The organism is Clostridium vitabionis (assembly GCF_015351765.1).
Taxonomy (GTDB): Bacteria; Bacillota; Clostridia; order Lachnospirales; family Lachnospiraceae; genus Clostridium_R; species Clostridium_R vitabionis.
Genome location: NZ_JADKQA010000008.1, coordinates 1 through 16,689, shown reverse-complemented (window position 1 = coordinate 16,689; position 16,689 = coordinate 1). Strand labels below are relative to the sequence as shown.

The window sequence follows — 16,689 nt, the reverse complement described above, 5'->3', positions numbered from 1 at the left end:
TTCGCCAGAATTCCGGGCTGCACTGTACGGTTGGCAGCCGTCCAGATACCTTTGCAGTTTGCTAAAATTGGACCCAATGTTGAGCAGACACTATTTATGCGTTCCTTGTGCGGCAACCCAATCTCAGATTTATACGGAAATGGAAAGATGCGATCATAATGAATTTTCGAAAACGATATCCGCAGAAGCGATGTTTTGGCAATTATGACGCTATTGCTGAAATCCTGGCTTCATCGGTTATCAGCGCCTATACTTACTGGATGGAACATCCGGATACCTGCGACACGAAGGAGATCAAGCCGCTGTTGCACAAGGTGCTGAATTCACTTGTGGCTGAATTGTAAGTCCGAACACTTTCAGCACTTGTGTAGTGTTATCTGAAATAAGGCTCTCCTAAAATGGATGCAACGGTGATAAAAGCCGAGAAACCATTGAATAGGAGGGCTTTTTATTATGGCAAATATCAAAATTCATGTATTCCACACCGGAGAGGTATGCGTCGCGCCGGATCTTCCTTTTGGCAGAGACAACAGCAATGCAATCAAGGCATCAGGTATTTTTGGAGACAGATCAGAACGTATATGGCTTCCGGTATCTTCATATCTGATCGAGCATCCGCAGGGAAAATTCCTTGTTGATACGGGCTGGGCCCGTGATATCAGTCCGAACGGTGAATTCGATAAGAATGCGCAGATCAAATCTCTTGGCTCTGTTCTTCTATATGAAGTGAATCAGGGCCGCATCGGATTAGGACAGTGCATTGATGAACAGCTTGCAGAAATGGGCATAAAGGACTCTGACATTGACACAGTCCTCCTTACTCATCTCGACTGTGATCATGCCAACGGCCTGAAACAGGTAAAAGGTGCAAAGAAGTTTATGGTTGCAGCAGATGAAGTCAGGTTTGCAAATAAGCTCACCAACAAGGTGCGTTATTACAAAGGGTGGTGGGATGAAATCAAACTGACTGAGTTTGACTGGAATGACAATCAGGGACCTGTAAGCAAGTCATATGACCTTCTTGGGGACGGATCCATTGAACTGATCAACATCCCGGGACATTCCGATGGACTGTTTGCGGTAAAGATCAGGAATGAAGAAGGAAAATTTGTATTGCCTTTTTCTGATGGCGGTTATGCGAGAAAAAGCTGGGAGGAAATGATCACCTCAGGTATCGCTGCAGACAAGCAGCTTCAGAAGAAGTCTCTCCAGTGGATCAGGGAACAGAGCCTTGACCCGGATTGTATTGAATCACTGGCAAACCATGACCCGGATATTATTCCGCATGTCATAGAACTGTGAGGTGGATCTTGAGAAAATATAAGACAGCTCTTATCACAGGGGCATCCGGAGGCCTGGGCTTGGAATTCGCCAGGATTCTTGCCCAAAAGAAATATGATCTTGTCCTTGTAGCAAGAAACGAAGGAAAATTATACGCTCTCAAAAATGAGCTTGAAACGGAATATGGTATATCAGTTTATCCATATGCGACAGACTTGTCGGTTGTAGACGCTGCTTTAAATGTATTTAATTATACATTGGAGAATGACATTGAGATCGATGTTCTTATAAACAACGCCGGCTTTGGTGATTCAGGGAATTTTGCAGACAGTGACTGGAAAAAACAGTATGAGATGGTGCAATTGAATGTTGTGGCGATGATGCAGCTGACTCATTGTTTCCTTAATCCAATGATAGAGCAGGGGCACGGAAAGATTCTTAACATGTCGTCAGTAGCAGCGTTTAGTGCTGGACCGTATATGAGCATTTACTATGCAACTAAGGAATTTGTCAGAAGCTTCTCCGAAGCAATTGCAGAGGAGGTCAAAGGTACAGGAGTTACAGTGACGGCGTTTTGCCCTGGACCTACAGCTACTGGGTTTGATCAGGCGGCAGCAATGGGCAAAGGCTCCGCGATGTTTCGGAAGGCAGCTAAGGCAGACGAGGTTGCAAAGGGTGGCATACGTGCTATGACAAAAGGCAAAGTCCTTAGCTATTATGGTAGATACACAAAGTGCATGAGCCTTCTATGCAGGATTGTTCCAAGATCCGTAGCAAGAAAATATGCCGAAAAGATGAATAGCTGAGAAAAACAAGCACACTGTCATTTCTGCTCGTGCAGCGTAAAGATTTCATCGGCGATGGCATCGTAGTCCTGCTTACTGTTGGCCTTTCGGATGAGTTCCTTCTGTAGCTCGTCGAGCCGTGCCTGGATACCGTCCGGGTTCATCGTGTCGGCGGTTGTTATCGCTTTTTTGCCGTCTCGGACTATCGGGACGGCTTTTCTGTTTTTCACGAATTCCAAGCATGATATACTAAGTAACAAAATTGTGCTAATGAAAAATGGATATGATTGCTACTGATTTCAAAGCCACTTGGAAGAAGGCAAGATAGGTATTCCAAGATATAAATCAGGATTGACTTATGTGAAAAGGGAGGCGGAGTAGTTGGATCTATCAAAGGCAAAGCTGCCGAAAATATATAAAAGGAATGGACGGGATTGCTATTTCGATCCGATAAGAAAGCGGCTCATATACATTACCCCGGAAGAAACAGTTCGACAGAAGGTGATTTCATATCTTCTTGATGTTTTGGAAGTACCTGCGGGGATGGTGCAGGTTGAGGAGCATCTTTCCCATTATGGACTGAAATCCAGGGACAGAGCAGATATCGTAGTGCTTGGAAAAAACAAGGACAATGACGCTTTCCCTCTGACGGTCATTGAATGTAAAGCGGAGAAGGTTCCGCTGGATGAGAAGGCGATGAACCAGGTACTTGATTACAGTGACGCCTGGGGCAGTATCTATACCTTGCTGATCAATGGTGACCGTGAGTTCTGCTATAAATACGATGAGACTAAAAAGCAATATGTTCAGATAGAGAAATTGCCGAAATATGCCGATATGCTGACTGGCGATTGTGCTCCTGTCGAGCAGGAGGTAGTGCCGGAGCGGATTCCATTTGAGAAACTTGAAGAAGAACTGCGCAGTGCCTTCGCTGAAGATGAGGACGGTTATTATACGGGTATCAGCAAGTATACACCGATGGAACTGGCACTTCCGGTTTTTAACCTCTGGGAAGGGCTGCTTGATGTAAGGGTAAAAATGCCGACTGGGAAATATGGCATGTTTGAACTGCTGGAGGACTACGGTGTTAGGATGCTGACTTATGGCAATGCCTCAGGAGGACAGTACTATGGTCCTTATCGTTCATTCCTCGTCAGCATAGACGGCAACACGGAGATTTTTTCAATCGGAATCACCACCAATTATCCGCGGACCATTATCTGCGTGGCGCACGATGATGAAAAGACTTCCCACCATGCCCTTCAGATGTCAGTAGATGAGGATGCTGTGGCAGCGGGCAAAACGGTCAAATTCTATCACAACGGCAGGATCGCAATAGGCCGTATCGGCAGCGGAAAGAAATCAGAACTGCGGGAAATGGTCAGCAGACGGTATCCGAAGATATTAACAGAGGGCAAATACTACCTGGGCAGTATCACAGCTGACCATCTGCTCCGACTGGATGAGCCGGATGTTATCGACTTGGTGGTAAATCTTATCTCATATTCCATTGTGCGGGATGAGTTCAGAGAGATCGTGAAAGCCAGAAAGTAGATATGAGGTGTCTATGGCTAAGAAATTTAATCCCGGTGACACGGCTTTCCTTGAGGAATCGAACCGCATCATCCGGGAAGTAAGGTTATTGAAGTTTGGGAGTTTCTCCTGGTACCTATGATGGTCTATTTTGTGAACGGCGCATCGGATTTTAAGACGAATGGAGCAACATCATATTTCTGACAAATTCCCGAACAGCATGTCTCTACCTTGACCAATTCCCAGACAGCAAGAACCTACGTGATTATGTTCCTTACTGTCTCGGGGCATGTGGAAACGGTGGCTCTGCTAACAAGAACAAATTGAAAGAGGGCCGAAAAAGCCCGTGTTTAAGCCATTTCTGCGGCATCCGTCTTTCTGAGAAGAGAGGCGGATGCCACGTTTTCTGTCCGAGACTTCGTTGAAAAGATCGAAGTCTTCCCGGACAGAATGCGCTTTACCATGAAGGCGGGGATGGTAACAGAAGTGGCGATGTGATTATCTCTCTATCCCGGCATTAATAAATCTGCCAAGGATCTGCTGGTACCGGTACCATCGTTCATTTTTCTCCCAGCCAAGGCTCCTGTTTACAGCGAAAGATCCGTTAAGGATGAACTTAAAAAGCATCTCGGCTTCATCTGTGGCGAGGCCGGTATGCGCCATAAGATCCGGGACAACTTTGTCATGCTCATGAGCGGCAATCCTCTGGATGATATGGTCGCTGACAGATACGTCCATAAACAAGTGATGATATTTATCAGAATCAGCGATCCGCTGGCAGGCGGGCAGGACGGTTTCGTTCTCACGGAGCACATCTGACCTGCCGCTGCGGATAATATCGAGTACATCAACAACCGTTCCGGAGCCGCTCTCTGAAAAGAGGAGGGCGTCATCGATGACACTGTCCAGTACTTCATCCAGGCTGTCAAAATGCAGGTAAAAGGTAGCACGGGCAATCTCAGCCTGCCTGCAGACCATAGTGACATTGATCTTGTCATAGGCGGTTTCTTTATTCAGTTCCAGAAGCGCGTCTTTGATGACCATCTTTGTGTATAACGTTCTTCGGTCAGTCTTTTTCTGATTTGGTGACTTCATTTTATTCACCGTCTTTCTCTGATATCTGCAATCGAATATTCCAGATCATGAGAAACTCCTGTACAGTTTTGCAATTCTGTACGGGAGTTATTCTTTTTGAGAGAATGTGTTCTTCTCATTTTTCCAAATTTAAGTATATTAGTTTATAGACAGGGTGTCAATAAACTGTCGCTAGCCTTGTATCGCAGAATCAAAAATGAGAGAGGAATGAAAATCATGACCTTTTATGAGCAGATTGTAAATGAAGTACAGATGAGCAATTATTCCAGATATTACAACGTATATGCATCCGGCAGGACTGTGGTTCCGCTGACAAAGAAAGAGCCGCTCCCTTATGAAGAGCAGATTCAGGATTTTGTTCAGAAAGTGAAGGACGCGGACTGCGTGATCATCGGAGGAGCATCCGGCCTTTCCGCGGCAGGCGGCGGGGATTTCTATTATGAAGACAACGCCTCCTACCGGAAATATTTCGGAAAGTATGCGGAGAAATACGGATTCAAAGGTGCTTTTGCCGGTGCGTTTGCCCACTGGGATTCCCGTGAGGAGTTCTGGGGATATATGGCAACATTCCTGCATACCACCCAGCATGCGGAGGTTCGGAAGCCGTACCTGGATTTGGATGCGGTCCTCGCGGATAAAGAATTCTTTGTACTGACCACAAATCAGGACACCCAGTTCGTAAAGCTGTATCCGGAGTCTACAGTCGCCCAGATTCAGGGCGACCATCGCTTCTTCCAGTGCTCCAGGTGCTGCACGGATGAGGTATGGGATGCCGTGAAACCGGTGCAGGAGATGATCGATGCCATGGGTGACGGCACGGCAGTGCCGAAGGAACTGATCCCGCACTGCCCGCACTGCGGCGCTGAGGCGTTTCCGTGGGTCCGGGGTTACGGGAATTTCCTGACCGGAAAGAAGTACGAAGAGGAATATCAGAAGATTTCGGATTATATCCTCGCACATAAGGACGAGAAGATTCTTTTCCTGGAACTCGGCGTCGGAAGACTCACACCGATGTTCATCCAGGAGCCGTTCTGGGAACTGGTGAACAGTTTGCCACAGACGACGTATATTTCTGTGAACAAGGATTATGCGTTCCTGCCGGAGGCAATTGAAGACAGGGGACTGGCTATCCAGGCCGATATTGGGAAAGTGCTGGAGGATGTAAGAAGTGAAATGGAGAAGAAAGTCACAGCTGTATGATCGTAGAGGGTGAAAGATGATGGAATATAAAGTAAACGATTATAAAGAGGCAAAAGACTGGCTGAAAAACACGGACGCCATTCTGATTACGGCGAGCAACGGGCTTTCCATTGCGGAGGGGTATCATATTTTTGCGGATGATGGGTCGTTCAGAAGGTACTTTGGGAAGTTCCGTCAGAAGTACGGCCTGGACTCCCTGATCCGCGGTGTGTTCACGCCGATGACGGCGGCCGATCATGAGGAATATATGCAGACGGTTCATCAGTATTTAATTGACGACTACCATGGCAGTGAGGTAATGAAAAACCTGCTTTCAATTGTCAGGAATAAACCATATTTTATCGTGACCAGTAACGGCGACGCGCATTTTCAGATGAATGGTTTTGACCGGGACAGAATCTTCGAAGTGGAAGGTAACTTCGAAGGCCTTACGGAGGGGTCTGAGGAGTGGAACGGCCAGCGGCAGAGATTTTACGCATTTCTTCAGGAGTATTCCGGGCAGAATGCTCTGCTCTTTGAGCTTGGCATTGGGAGCCGGAACCAGCTGATCAAAGCCCCGACGATGGGAATGGCAGCGGAATATCCTTCCTGGAAGTTCATTACGATGAATATGCCGGGAGAAATCAACATTCCGGATGCGCTGGCAGACAGGACAGTAGCCCTGACAGGTGATATCGGAGAAAACTTAAGGAATCTTTTGAATGAATGAGAGCCTGAACATGAGGTTACAGACTATGAAATCAAATGGACGATCCGGAAAAATCAGGGAGAATCTTTCGGGGCAATTGGCATTTTCTTCTTTTGTCCCGGAGGACCTGCAGGATATTCGGATATAATATACAGATGAAATGGTAAGGATTTCAAAGCCACTTGGAAGAAGACAAGATAGGTATTCCAAGATATAAATCAGAATTGACCTATGTGAAAAGGGAGGCGGAGGAGAGTCTGCCGAGGAAGAAAACAGCGCGGTCGAACTGGCCGTGAAATCGGAATTTACCTATTAAGACATATAAATTGTTGACAATAAAGCTCCTATATAGTAGGTTTTTAATAAACTACTATATAGGAGCTTTTATATGGACATGAATGGAGGATTTCTTGTCACCAAAATAAAACAGCTTGGAGACCGGATTTTCGAGAAGATTCTCAGTGAAAAGAATATTGATGCGTTTAATGGAGCCCAGGGACGTATTCTTTATGTTCTGTGGCAGGAGGATGGTATCTCTATCAGGGCACTCTCGACTAAATGCGGATTAGCGATAACATCTCTTACTACGATGCTGGAAAGAATGGAAAATCAAGGGCTGATAAGCCGTGTTCAATCTGAAACGGACAAAAGAAAAACACTCCTGTTTCTGACTGAGAAAGCACATGCCTTAAAGGGCGAGTACGATTCTGTATCTGATGAGATGGGCAGTATTTACTACAAAGGATTTTCAGAGGAAGAAATTACCCAGTTTGAGGAATACCTCGACCGCATCAGAAAGAATCTTGAGGAGTGGCAGAAGTCATGAGTATTTGTATCAAAGATCAGATTCAGAACATGAATATCGTCATTGGCTGCAAAGTGGGATGTACATATTGCTATGCCCGCAACAATGTGAAACGCTGGCATATGATTGATGACTTCTCTGATCCTGAGTTCTTTCCAGGCAAACTCAGGATGATGGAAAAGAAACGTCCGCAGAACTTTCTTCTCACCGGCATGAGCGATCTCTCTGGATGGAAGCCGGAATGGAGAGACGAGGTGTTTGCAAAGATCCGTGAAAATCCACAACATCAGTTCCTGTTCCTTACCAAGAGACCTGATTTGCTGGATTTTGATACCGATCTGGAAAACGCATGGTTTGGCGTTACGGTGACGAGGAAAGCAGAACTGTGGCGTATCGACGCCATTCGGAAAAATGTCAGAGCAAAACATTACCATGTTACCTTTGAGCCGTTATTCGACGATCCCGGCACAGTTGACCTTTCCAGAATCAATTGGATCGTTGTGGGCACCATGACCGGAGCTCAGAGCAGGAAGATTCAAACGGAGCCGGAATGGGCATGGTCTCTGGCGGACCAGGCACATAAGCTCGGCATTCCGGTGTTTATGAAGGAAGACCTTGTCCCTATCATAGGGGATGAAAATATGATTCAGGAAATGCCGGAAGAATTTAATAAAGTGTTAGAGGTACAGAAATCATGGCAGAAGTAATAAATGGAATCCTCATTCGTGAGGTGGAAACAAAGAACATCATGACTAAGTCTAGTCTGCCGGTAGGCGGTTACTCGGTCAATCCCTATGTGGGCTGTACACATGCCTGCAAGTATTGCTATGCTTCTTTTATGAAGCGCTTTACCGGGCACAAGGAGGAATGGGGCACTTTCCTTGATGTGAAGCATTGGCCGGAAATTAAAAATCCGAAGAAATATGCCGGACAGCGGGTAGTCATCGGTTCTGTGACAGATGGCTACAATCCACAGGAGGAGCAATTCGGGAATACCAGAAAACTTCTGAAGCAGCTGATCGGCAGTGACGCAGATATTCTGATCTGCACAAAGTCGGATCTTGTGGTACGGGATATTGATCTGCTGAAGAAGCTTGGACGTGTAACCGTTTCATGGTCGATCAACACACTAGATGAAAATTTCAAGAACGATATGGACTCTGCTTCGAGCATTGAGCGCCGTATCTCTGCTATGAAGCAGGTATATGAAGCAGGTATCCGTACAGTCTGTTTCGTATCCCCGGTATTCCCCGGTATCACGGATTTTGAAGCAATCTTTGATCGGGTAAAGGATCAGTGCGATCTGTTCTGGCTCGAAAATCTCAATCTTCGAGGCGGTTTCAAAAAGACAATTATGGATTATATCGCCGGAAAATATCCTGATCTGGCACCACTTTACGACGAGATCTATAACAAGCATAACCGCAGCTACTTTGAAGCACTTGAAGTAAAAGCTGAGAAAATGGCTAAGAAGTATGATTGTGCTTTTGTAGATAATGAAATGCCTTATGGCAGAGTCCCGCAGGGGCATCCGGTGATCGTAGATTATTTCTATCATGAGGAAATCCGTGGGACAGAGAATACCGGAAAAAGAAATCGCTAACTTCCAGTTCAATGTGTTTTGCAATGTCGCTGATATCATTGAAGGTAATGGAGCAACATCATATTTTCGATCAATTTCCGAATAGCATGTTCCTACCTTGACCAATTCCCAGACAGCAAGAACCGACGTGATTATGTTTCTCACTGTCTCGGGGCATGTTGAGACGGTAGTATTGATGTCAAGAGTCGAAGGAAAATAGCCGCGAAAGCCCAGTAATACTACGGTTTTCGGGCAATCAGGCAAATGTGGCATCGAGCATAGCAAACGCTTCTCGGTAACTTATTCACGGGCAATCCGGCTCAAAAAGTGTGAGAGTTGAGTTGCCACGATAGATGTCACTATGCCCCGTTGCCAGGTTAGATGTTGGGTAGTTGTGGCTGTGAGATAGATGTTGGAAAAAGGCTTCCACACTACCATCATAGGCGAAAAGCTTTTTGAAACAATACCACATTCGTACATTGACAACTATGAATGTATTCGATATAATATGTACATCTCCCGGAGGTGAAAATCATGGGATTCAGAGAAGACGTCAAAAAAATCAAGGCACTCACAGATGAGAACCGTCTTGCGATCATGCTTGCGCTCCAGCATGGAGAGAAGTGTGGATGTGATCTGCTGAGGGAACTGAATATCACGCAGCCGACTCTTTCGCATCACATGAAAATTCTTGCAGACAGCGGCCTTGTTGATTACTACAAAGAGGGAAAATGGATGCATTACTCCATCTCCGCAGACGGCGTCAAAGATTTCCGGGAAATGATAGCTTCCTACGCAAGATGCGACTGTGAAACAGACAGCAGCGTATCCTGCGAATGTAAAGGAAAGAAGTAATCGATATTTGTTATTCATAGGCAGTCCTTTGGGAGTGCCTCTATAAAGGCCGTAAACATAGAGATATTTCAATGTATCAAACTAATGGAGCTGAGGTCATGAACAATCAAAACAAGGCAATCAATACGTTTCAGCGATATCTTTCGGTATGGGTACTGCTCTGCATGGCTATAGGAGTACTGATTGGGCATTTTGTCCCGGCCATTCCTGCCACACTCGGCAAATTTCAGATTTCCGGCATTTCGATTCCTATCGCTGTTCTCATCTGGGTCATGATCTACCCTATGATGATGAAAGTAGATTTTCAGAGCGTAAAACAGATTGGGAAGAATCCAAAGGGACTTCTGGTCACATGGGTGACGAACTGGCTGATCAAGCCTTTCACTATGTATGGAATTGCTTACCTGTTTTTGTTTGTCGTATTCAAAGCGTTCATACCTTCGGAATTGGCCACACAGTATCTTGCGGGGGCAGTGCTTTTAGGAGCTGCTCCTTGTACAGCGATGGTGTTTGTGTGGAGTACGCTTACAAATGGAAACCCTGCTTATACGGTTGTGCAGGTGGCCACCAATGACCTTATTATTCTGGTGGCATTTGTTCCGATTGTAAAATTCCTTTTGGGTGTTTCCAATGTGGCTGTTCCCTACAGTACTCTGTTCGTCAGCATTTTTCTGTTCGTTGTGATTCCGCTTGTGGGCGGCATCCTCACGAGGATAACAATCACGAAGCAAAGAGGTGTGGATTACTTTGAGAGCACGTTTGTCCACAAGTTCGACAATGCCACAACAATAGGTCTGCTGCTGACGCTGGTTATTATTTTCAGTTCACAGGCAGAGGTGATTCTGTCTAATCCACTTCATATTGTGCTGATCGCGGTGCCGCTGACCATTCAGACATTTTTGATCTTCTTTATCGCTTATGGAGCAAGCAAGCTGCTGAAATTACCGCATGATATTGCGGCTCCTGCCGGGTTGATCGGCGCATCGAATTTCTTTGAGCTTGCTGTAGCAGTGGCAATTGCACTATTTGGTACGACAAGCCCTGCAGCGCTCGCTACCACTGTAGGCGTTCTGACGGAGGTACCCGTCATGCTCCTGTTAGTGCGAATAGCAAACAAAACGAAAGCGAGTTTTGCGTAATGTGGACTTTTATTCAGGATCAGATCCTTGGGATGAAGTGGTTGAATGCCCTGATTGAGCAGTTGCTGCTCATGGTCGGACTTAATGTAGATAGTCGGATTGGCGGCAGTATACAGTTCTTCATTTATGACACAATGAAAATCACGGTATTGCTCTGTGTATTGATCTTTCTGATTTCTTACATTCAGAGTTTCTTTCCTCCGGAGCGGAGCAGGAAGATCATGGGAAGATTTCATGGAATAGGAGCAAATGCTGTAGGCGCTCTGCTTGGGACGGTGACACCTTTCTGCTCTTGCTCCTCCATTCCGATCTTCATGGGCTTTACGAGCGCAAGGCTTACGCTTGGGGTGACATTTTCCTTCCTGATTTCATCACCGATGGTGGACTTGGGAAGTCTTGTGCTTCTCGTCAGTATCTTTGGCGTGAAGATTGCCGTGGCGTATGTAGTGCTGGGACTTGTCATCGCCGTCCTTGGCGGGACGTTGATAGAACACCTGCACATGGAAGACCAGATTGCTGATTTTATCCGCAATAACAACAGCAAGGTGGATATCGAGTCTCCAAATCTTACCGTAAAGGATCGGCTGTTCTATTCCAGAGATCAGGTTGCATCCACCTTTAAGAAAGTGTTCCCTTATATCCTTGTCGGCGTGGCTATCGGCGCGGTGATCCATAACTGGATTCCCGAAGGCTGGGTGGAAACCGTTCTCGGCGACAATAATCCGTTCGGTGTGATACTCGCCACGCTTGTCGGCATACCCATGTACGCAGACATTTTCGGCACGATTCCGATTGCCGAGGCACTTTTGGCAAAGGGAGCATTGCTCGGTACGATTCTCAGCTTTATGATGGCGGTTACCACGCTCAGCCTTCCGTCCCTCATCATGCTGAAAAAGGCTATTAAGCCAAAACTCTTAGCGACATTTATAGCCATCTGCACAGTGGGCATCATCATTGTCGGATACGGCTTCAATGCCATAGCGTACTTACTGGTGTAGGGGAAAATTTCAATGAACAAACCAAAAGTGGCATTTATCTGTGTTCACAACTCATGTCGCAGCCAGATTGCCGAAGCATTAGGCAGACATCTTGCGCCCGATGTCTTTGAGAGCTATTCTGCCGGAACAGAACCAGAGCCGCAGATCAATCAGGATGCGGTGAGGCTGATGAAGCAAATCTATGACATTGATATGGAAAAGACGCAATACAGTAAGCTTCTGTCCGATATCCCGCCCGTAGATGTGGTTGTCACGATGGGCTGCAATGTTCATTGCCCGTTTCTTCCCTGCACAGAGAGATTTGATTGGGGGCTTGAGGATCCAACGGGAGCTGGTGATGAAGCTTTTATCGGGACAATCCGGGAAATCCATACGAAAATTGTAGAGCTTGCACAGCATCTGGCACAATAAATTACGTATATAGCTAAAACAGTTTCAATAACTTTTTCGCTGAAGGAGGATAAGAAAGATGAATATTAAGGTTTTAGGCAGTGGCTGCAAAAGATGTGAGGCACTTTTGAAGTCCGTAAAAGAGGCGGTAGCAAACAAGGGAGTTCATGCTGAGGTTGAGTACATCACCGATATGGAAAAAATCATGGGATATGGGGTGATGAGCATGCCCGCCCTTATGATTGATGACAAAATTGTTTCTGCAGGAAAAGTGCTGAAGGCAAAGGATGTAGAGAAACTATTGTAAGCAAAAAAGGATAAGGCTCCTCACTACTGATTGGGTTCAGTGGCGAGGAGCCGTTTTTTTGCTGATAAGCATTGACATATCGCGAAAGATAGATATAATAAAGGCATGGATAAGATTGAAATTTTTAAAGCACTATCAAATGAAACACGGCTCAGTATTATTGAGTGGTTGAAGGAACCGGAGAAAAACTTTCCGCCGCAGGGAGGACATTTTGATGATGTGGTGGATCTGAAAGGCGGTGTGTGTGTTGGAAGCATCCGCGACAAAGCCGGGATATCACAGTCAACCGTATCTCATTACCTAGATATGCTGCAAAAAGCAGGCTTGCTTATTTCCGAAAGGCACGGAAAATGGACATATTACAGACGGAATGAAGAGACCCTCGCTGCACTGGCAGACTACTTCGGTCATGAAATTTAAGTTGTGCATAGATTAGGCGGGATGAAGATCCCGTTTAATTTAAATCATTACATATCGACAAAGCGAGATATAAGGATATATAGAAACGAGGAGGAATTCGTATGCATTTTTCATGTGGAATCGTCAGACCGCCTTATGAGGCTGGTTCCTGTTTTTTACAAGTAACGTCGGGTTGTTCGCATAATAAGTGCCGCTTTTGCACCTTTTACAAGGAAGCACCTTTTTCCGTATCTCCGGAGAGTGAGATACGGGAGGATCTTCAGGAGATCCGGGATTCCGGATGGAAGGTAAAGCGGATTTTTCTGCAGGGGGCAGATCCGTTCCTGCTGAGCTACGACAGGCTTAAAAGAATCATGGACCTGATAAAAGAATACCTGCCCTGGGGTGTTTCCGTCGGCGGATATGGCCGAGTGGATAGTGTAAGGAACAAGTCTGTAGGTGAGCTGAAGTCGTTGAAAGAGATGGGATACGACATGATCGTATTCGGGATCGAGTCGGGCGATGATGCTGTCCTCGATAAGATGAACAAGGGCTATCATGCCAGTGATATAGTGGAACAGCTCTCCAAGATGGATGAGGCGGGAATGCATTATTCTGTCATCTTCTTATACGGGCTGGGAGGTCATGCGTATGGTATGGGGCATGCCGTCAAAACAGCAGAAGTGTTAAACCACCTGTCGCCCGTCAGAGTACTGGCTTCCGGGCTCTCGATCTTCCCTGACACACCGCTTATGGAGGAAGTAAGAAGAGGTGAGTTCGTAGAGTCTACAGAGACAGAGAAGATACAGGAACTGTATACCTTTGTGAAGACGCTTGATATCCACACTCTGCTGGATGCGACGAATGTCTCCAACATGATGCCGGTATATGGACATCTTCCGGAGGACAAAGAGAAGATACTGGCGATGCTCAAACAGGGTGCAGACGAACAGGGAGAAGAGCGATTGCGGATGCGAAGAGACAGCATGAGAAGCCTGTGACCAGGATAAAAATCAGAAAGGCGGTATTTAGATGAAAGTGTATTATATTTTTGACAGCTATTGTGGATGGTGCTATGGGTTTGAAACAATTCTTAAACCGTTTATTGAAGCACATCCGGAATTGGAAGTAACGGCGTTATCAGGTGGATTATTTATGGACGGTCATCCGCTTTCGGCATTTCCGTATATGAGTGATACGAATAAAAGAATTGCGGATATGTTTGGCGTGGAATTCGGCAAGCCATATCTGAACCTGTTAGAGACGGGAAGTATGGTTCCTGACTCGAATGATGCCGCAATAGGATTTGGAGTTCTCAGGAGCTTCTTACCTAAAGGAGAACATGTTAATCTTGCGTCAAAGATGCATGAAGCATTCTATTTGGATGGTAAATCACTTTCTGACGTGGAGACGATCAGATCAATCGCCAAATCCTATGACCTTCCTGCAGACAAGATCGCAGATGAGTTCATCCGTATTTCTGAAGAGGGCAAGTACCATCCGGACTTTTATGAGGCAAGAAAAATAGGAGTCACATCCTTCCCGACGCTGCTTCTTGAAATCAATGGGAAGCATTATGACTTAAAAGGAAGTGCGATTACCCTCAATGATTTAGAGGAAAATCTGAATATCATTAAGGAAAAGGGCGGGATCTTCAATGATGGAGACAATACGCCCGTTGCCTGTAATATCGACGGCACAGGTTGTTCATAAGCTATTTGAAGGAGAAAATTTTACTGGAAGGGATGGAACGGATGCTGCGGTATGCATTGCAGCTGTCGTATTTGAATCAGCTGCATAAAGCAGGAAAGATTACGGAATCAGAATATCTGCTGCTGGAAGAAACAGAATCCAACCGCAAGGCACAGAGGGATTCACTGATAATGGTTTATTTCCAGCATCCCTCGTTCGGATCCCATTCAGTGACTGGCACACTGGGCTGAGTAAGAAGGGGCGTTACAAATGTTCTGATCCGGGATATAGCATCATTCATTGAGACCGGAATCAGAGCTCTTTTCTTTTTCAAGAACGAGTTCCATCTGGTCCGGTCAAGATATGCGACCGCTGAGATATGCAGTCCATGATATTCTTTGAATTCTGTGATATCTTCCGCTGTAATGGAATCAAGAGCGAAAACAAGAGCATCATCGGTGTCCTGGGCAAAGATATCACGGAAGACAGTTTTCATTTCCTCAGCGCTGTTTGAGATACGTCTGGCCAGCAGGTCAACATCTGTCGTGGCCCGCTCGTACTTCCTGTCGAAGATTGCGTACAGAAAGATGCCGCCTTTCAGAACAAAGTGGCCGGCATACGGAGATACCGAGATCCGGTAGATCGTCCGTTCAAGCCCGTAATAGACGAGAGCATCCTGAAACGTGCAGCCGGAGCTGACAGCGAAATTCTTCAGTCTTGCCTTTACGGAATCTGCGTTCATGAAACAAGCACCTCCAGATAAGTTCTTACAATAGCTTCGCACCGCAGCATTTTGGCATAGTTATAAAGCCGGTCGATCTGACGATCCTTCCTTTTCAGATAGTTGCGCAGCACCTCTGATGTTTCTTCAATGCCGATCTTATTGCGGTAGTAGATGATATCAACGACGGTCTTTTCAATGTCAAAGATACGGAATGAATCGCCGCCTTCCGCGATCTGTGCAACACCGGTTTCCATACGGGAAGGATCAAAATAGAATATCCTGATTTCCGGCCAGTCGGGAAGAGTACTGACTTTTTTCTTCCGGTCGATCGCAACATCGACAACGTCTGGCAGGAAATTCGTAAGTTCATAATATCGGGCGGCACTCATCAGGCAGATCACACCGTCCGGAACATACGCAGCAGCGTTGATGAAATCATTCTCATCACCTTTATAGGAGAGATTCTCGTATGTGGTCCGGTTGATGCGGTGCAGCTGACCGTTTTCTTCCATCTGGCCGATCTTGTAGTAAGAATAGCCCATGTTTTTCAGTTCACTGGTCGTGTAGTATTTCTGATCTGCTTCAAGCGCGATCACAATCATCACCTCCTTGTCCCGGAGTGTACATCATTCCGGGAATTATTTCAACTAAATTCGGCAAATAAAATTAATAGCAGAAAATAATCAAAATACAGCTGGCGTGAATCGGAGATCGTACCGGTCTTATAAAGGACGGTGACCGGTCGATTCAGGCGCTAAAATTCAGCTTTCACTGACTCTGAAATTGGAACTGTAGGAGGGGTTTCCCATCCTGCGGTGGCAACGAAAGAATATACCACCGGGGTGATGTGTTTCTGGCCTATCCTGGCAATCCGTTTGGATCAGAACAGGGAGGACTCAGACCTGTCGTGATCATGCAAAACGATTGGGGATGTGTATATTTTCCAACGGTTACCATGGTACCGTTAACCTCAAATCTGAAGAAAGTGCATCTGGCATCACACTATGTGCTGCAGGATGCTTTTTTTCTGAAGAGGGTATCCATGGTTCTGGGTGAACAGATTGATACGATTGATAAACATAGACTTCATACATTTTTGGGAAGACTCAGTGAAAATGAAGCCTCGCTGATCCGGCTGATGGGGTCAGTCCTGATGGAACAGAACAGCATCAGTCAGGCCAGAAAGGCAATCTTCAGCAAAGAATCTTATCAGAAT

The 16,689-nt window shown here is 45.9% G+C and carries 22 protein-coding genes; 18 read left to right on the top strand and 4 right to left on the bottom strand.

Annotation, left to right across the window (positions count from 1 at the left end; translation table 11 throughout):
• Nucleotides 1-158 precede the first annotated feature (158 nt).
• The 3 genes from ISF27_RS11955 (at nt 159) to ISF27_RS11945 (ending at nt 2,087) form a co-directional block, all read left to right on the top strand.
• The gene (locus tag ISF27_RS11955; protein WP_207727454.1) at nt 159-344 is read left to right on the top strand and encodes a hypothetical protein; all 186 of its coding nucleotides are present in this window, start codon (nt 159-161) and stop codon (nt 342-344) included.
• 109 nt (nt 345-453) lie between these two features.
• Nucleotides 454-1,302, top strand: a complete 849-nt coding sequence (locus tag ISF27_RS11950) for an N-acyl homoserine lactonase family protein (RefSeq protein WP_194611718.1) — start codon at nt 454-456, stop codon at nt 1,300-1,302.
• Between the two features lie 8 nt (nt 1,303-1,310).
• Nucleotides 1,311-2,087 (top strand): SDR family NAD(P)-dependent oxidoreductase, encoded by a 777-nt coding sequence (locus ISF27_RS11945; protein WP_194611717.1) that lies wholly within the window; start codon nt 1,311-1,313, stop codon nt 2,085-2,087.
• Nucleotides 2,088-2,104: 17 nt separating this feature from the next.
• Here ISF27_RS11945 and ISF27_RS11940 read toward each other — a convergent pair whose 3' ends face one another.
• On the bottom strand, nt 2,105-2,296 hold the full coding sequence (locus ISF27_RS11940) for a hypothetical protein (protein WP_207727453.1): 192 nt from the start codon (nt 2,294-2,296) through the stop codon (nt 2,105-2,107).
• Nucleotides 2,297-2,447: 151 nt separating this feature from the next.
• On the opposite strand from ISF27_RS11940, the gene ISF27_RS11935 reads away from it, so the two are divergent.
• The gene (locus tag ISF27_RS11935; protein ID WP_194611716.1) at nt 2,448-3,620 is read left to right on the top strand and encodes a type I restriction enzyme HsdR N-terminal domain-containing protein; all 1,173 of its coding nucleotides are present in this window, start codon (nt 2,448-2,450) and stop codon (nt 3,618-3,620) included.
• A 477-nt stretch (nt 3,621-4,097) separates the two neighbouring features.
• Here the strand turns inward: ISF27_RS11935 and ISF27_RS11930 are convergent, their stop codons facing one another.
• The gene (locus ISF27_RS11930; protein WP_207727452.1) at nt 4,098-4,643 is read right to left on the bottom strand and encodes a TetR/AcrR family transcriptional regulator; all 546 of its coding nucleotides are present in this window, start codon (nt 4,641-4,643) and stop codon (nt 4,098-4,100) included.
• 258 nt (nt 4,644-4,901) lie between these two features.
• Between ISF27_RS11930 and ISF27_RS11925 the strand changes: the two genes are divergently transcribed.
• The 13 genes from ISF27_RS11925 (at nt 4,902) to ISF27_RS11865 (ending at nt 14,770) form a co-directional block, all read left to right on the top strand.
• Nucleotides 4,902-5,894 (top strand): SIR2 family NAD-dependent protein deacylase, encoded by a 993-nt coding sequence (locus ISF27_RS11925; protein ID WP_194611714.1) that lies wholly within the window; start codon nt 4,902-4,904, stop codon nt 5,892-5,894.
• A gap of 16 nt (nt 5,895-5,910) precedes the next feature.
• Nucleotides 5,911-6,603 (top strand): hypothetical protein, encoded by a 693-nt coding sequence (locus ISF27_RS11920; protein ID WP_207727451.1) that lies wholly within the window; start codon nt 5,911-5,913, stop codon nt 6,601-6,603.
• 367 nt (nt 6,604-6,970) lie between these two features.
• Entirely contained in the window at nt 6,971-7,408 is a 438-nt protein-coding gene (locus ISF27_RS11915) for a radical SAM mobile pair system MarR family transcriptional regulator (RefSeq protein WP_194611713.1), read from the top strand.
• Nucleotides 7,405-8,094: a radical SAM mobile pair protein A gene (locus ISF27_RS11910; protein WP_194611760.1), complete on the top strand. Its 690-nt coding sequence runs from the start codon at nt 7,405-7,407 to the stop codon at nt 8,092-8,094. Before ISF27_RS11915 ends, ISF27_RS11910 begins: the two co-directional genes overlap by 4 nt.
• Entirely contained in the window at nt 8,082-8,990 is a 909-nt protein-coding gene (locus ISF27_RS11905; RefSeq protein WP_194611712.1) for a radical SAM mobile pair protein B, read from the top strand. Before ISF27_RS11910 ends, ISF27_RS11905 begins: the two co-directional genes overlap by 13 nt.
• Nucleotides 8,991-9,503: 513 nt before the next feature.
• Nucleotides 9,504-9,824, top strand: coding sequence for an ArsR/SmtB family transcription factor (locus tag ISF27_RS11900; protein WP_194611711.1), 321 nt, complete (start codon nt 9,504-9,506; stop codon nt 9,822-9,824).
• A gap of 98 nt (nt 9,825-9,922) precedes the next feature.
• Nucleotides 9,923-10,963 carry an ACR3 family arsenite efflux transporter gene (gene arsB, locus ISF27_RS11895; protein WP_194611710.1) on the top strand — a complete coding sequence of 347 codons (1,041 nt, stop codon included), beginning with the start codon at nt 9,923-9,925 and terminating at the stop codon, nt 10,961-10,963.
• On the top strand, nt 10,963-11,961 hold the full coding sequence (locus ISF27_RS11890; RefSeq protein ID WP_194611709.1) for a permease: 999 nt from the start codon (nt 10,963-10,965) through the stop codon (nt 11,959-11,961). Before arsB ends, ISF27_RS11890 begins: the two co-directional genes overlap by 1 nt.
• Before the next feature lie 12 nt (nt 11,962-11,973).
• On the top strand, nt 11,974-12,372 hold the full coding sequence (locus ISF27_RS11885; RefSeq protein ID WP_194611708.1) for an arsenate reductase ArsC: 399 nt from the start codon (nt 11,974-11,976) through the stop codon (nt 12,370-12,372).
• Between the two features lie 58 nt (nt 12,373-12,430).
• Nucleotides 12,431-12,658, top strand: a complete 228-nt coding sequence (locus ISF27_RS11880) for a thioredoxin family protein (RefSeq protein WP_194611707.1) — start codon at nt 12,431-12,433, stop codon at nt 12,656-12,658.
• Nucleotides 12,659-12,763: 105 nt separating this feature from the next.
• Nucleotides 12,764-13,078: an ArsR/SmtB family transcription factor gene (locus tag ISF27_RS11875; protein WP_194611706.1), complete on the top strand. Its 315-nt coding sequence runs from the start codon at nt 12,764-12,766 to the stop codon at nt 13,076-13,078.
• Between the two features lie 101 nt (nt 13,079-13,179).
• Entirely contained in the window at nt 13,180-14,058 is an 879-nt protein-coding gene (locus tag ISF27_RS11870; RefSeq protein WP_194611705.1) for a radical SAM protein, read from the top strand.
• A 31-nt stretch (nt 14,059-14,089) separates the two neighbouring features.
• The gene (locus tag ISF27_RS11865; protein WP_194611704.1) at nt 14,090-14,770 is read left to right on the top strand and encodes a DsbA family protein; all 681 of its coding nucleotides are present in this window, start codon (nt 14,090-14,092) and stop codon (nt 14,768-14,770) included.
• A gap of 175 nt (nt 14,771-14,945) precedes the next feature.
• Here ISF27_RS11865 and ISF27_RS11860 read toward each other — a convergent pair whose 3' ends face one another.
• On the bottom strand, nt 14,946-15,491 hold the full coding sequence (locus ISF27_RS11860; RefSeq protein ID WP_194611703.1) for a nucleotidyl transferase AbiEii/AbiGii toxin family protein: 546 nt from the start codon (nt 15,489-15,491) through the stop codon (nt 14,946-14,948).
• Nucleotides 15,488-16,069, bottom strand: a complete 582-nt coding sequence (locus tag ISF27_RS11855; protein ID WP_407926089.1) for a type IV toxin-antitoxin system AbiEi family antitoxin domain-containing protein — start codon at nt 16,067-16,069, stop codon at nt 15,488-15,490. The genes ISF27_RS11860 and ISF27_RS11855 overlap by 4 nt, the downstream gene beginning before the upstream one ends.
• 251 nt (nt 16,070-16,320) lie before the next feature.
• Between ISF27_RS11855 and ISF27_RS11850 the strand changes: the two genes are divergently transcribed.
• Nucleotides 16,321-16,689 (top strand): type II toxin-antitoxin system PemK/MazF family toxin (locus tag ISF27_RS11850; protein WP_328701617.1); only part of this gene is annotated, 369 nt, incomplete at its 3' end.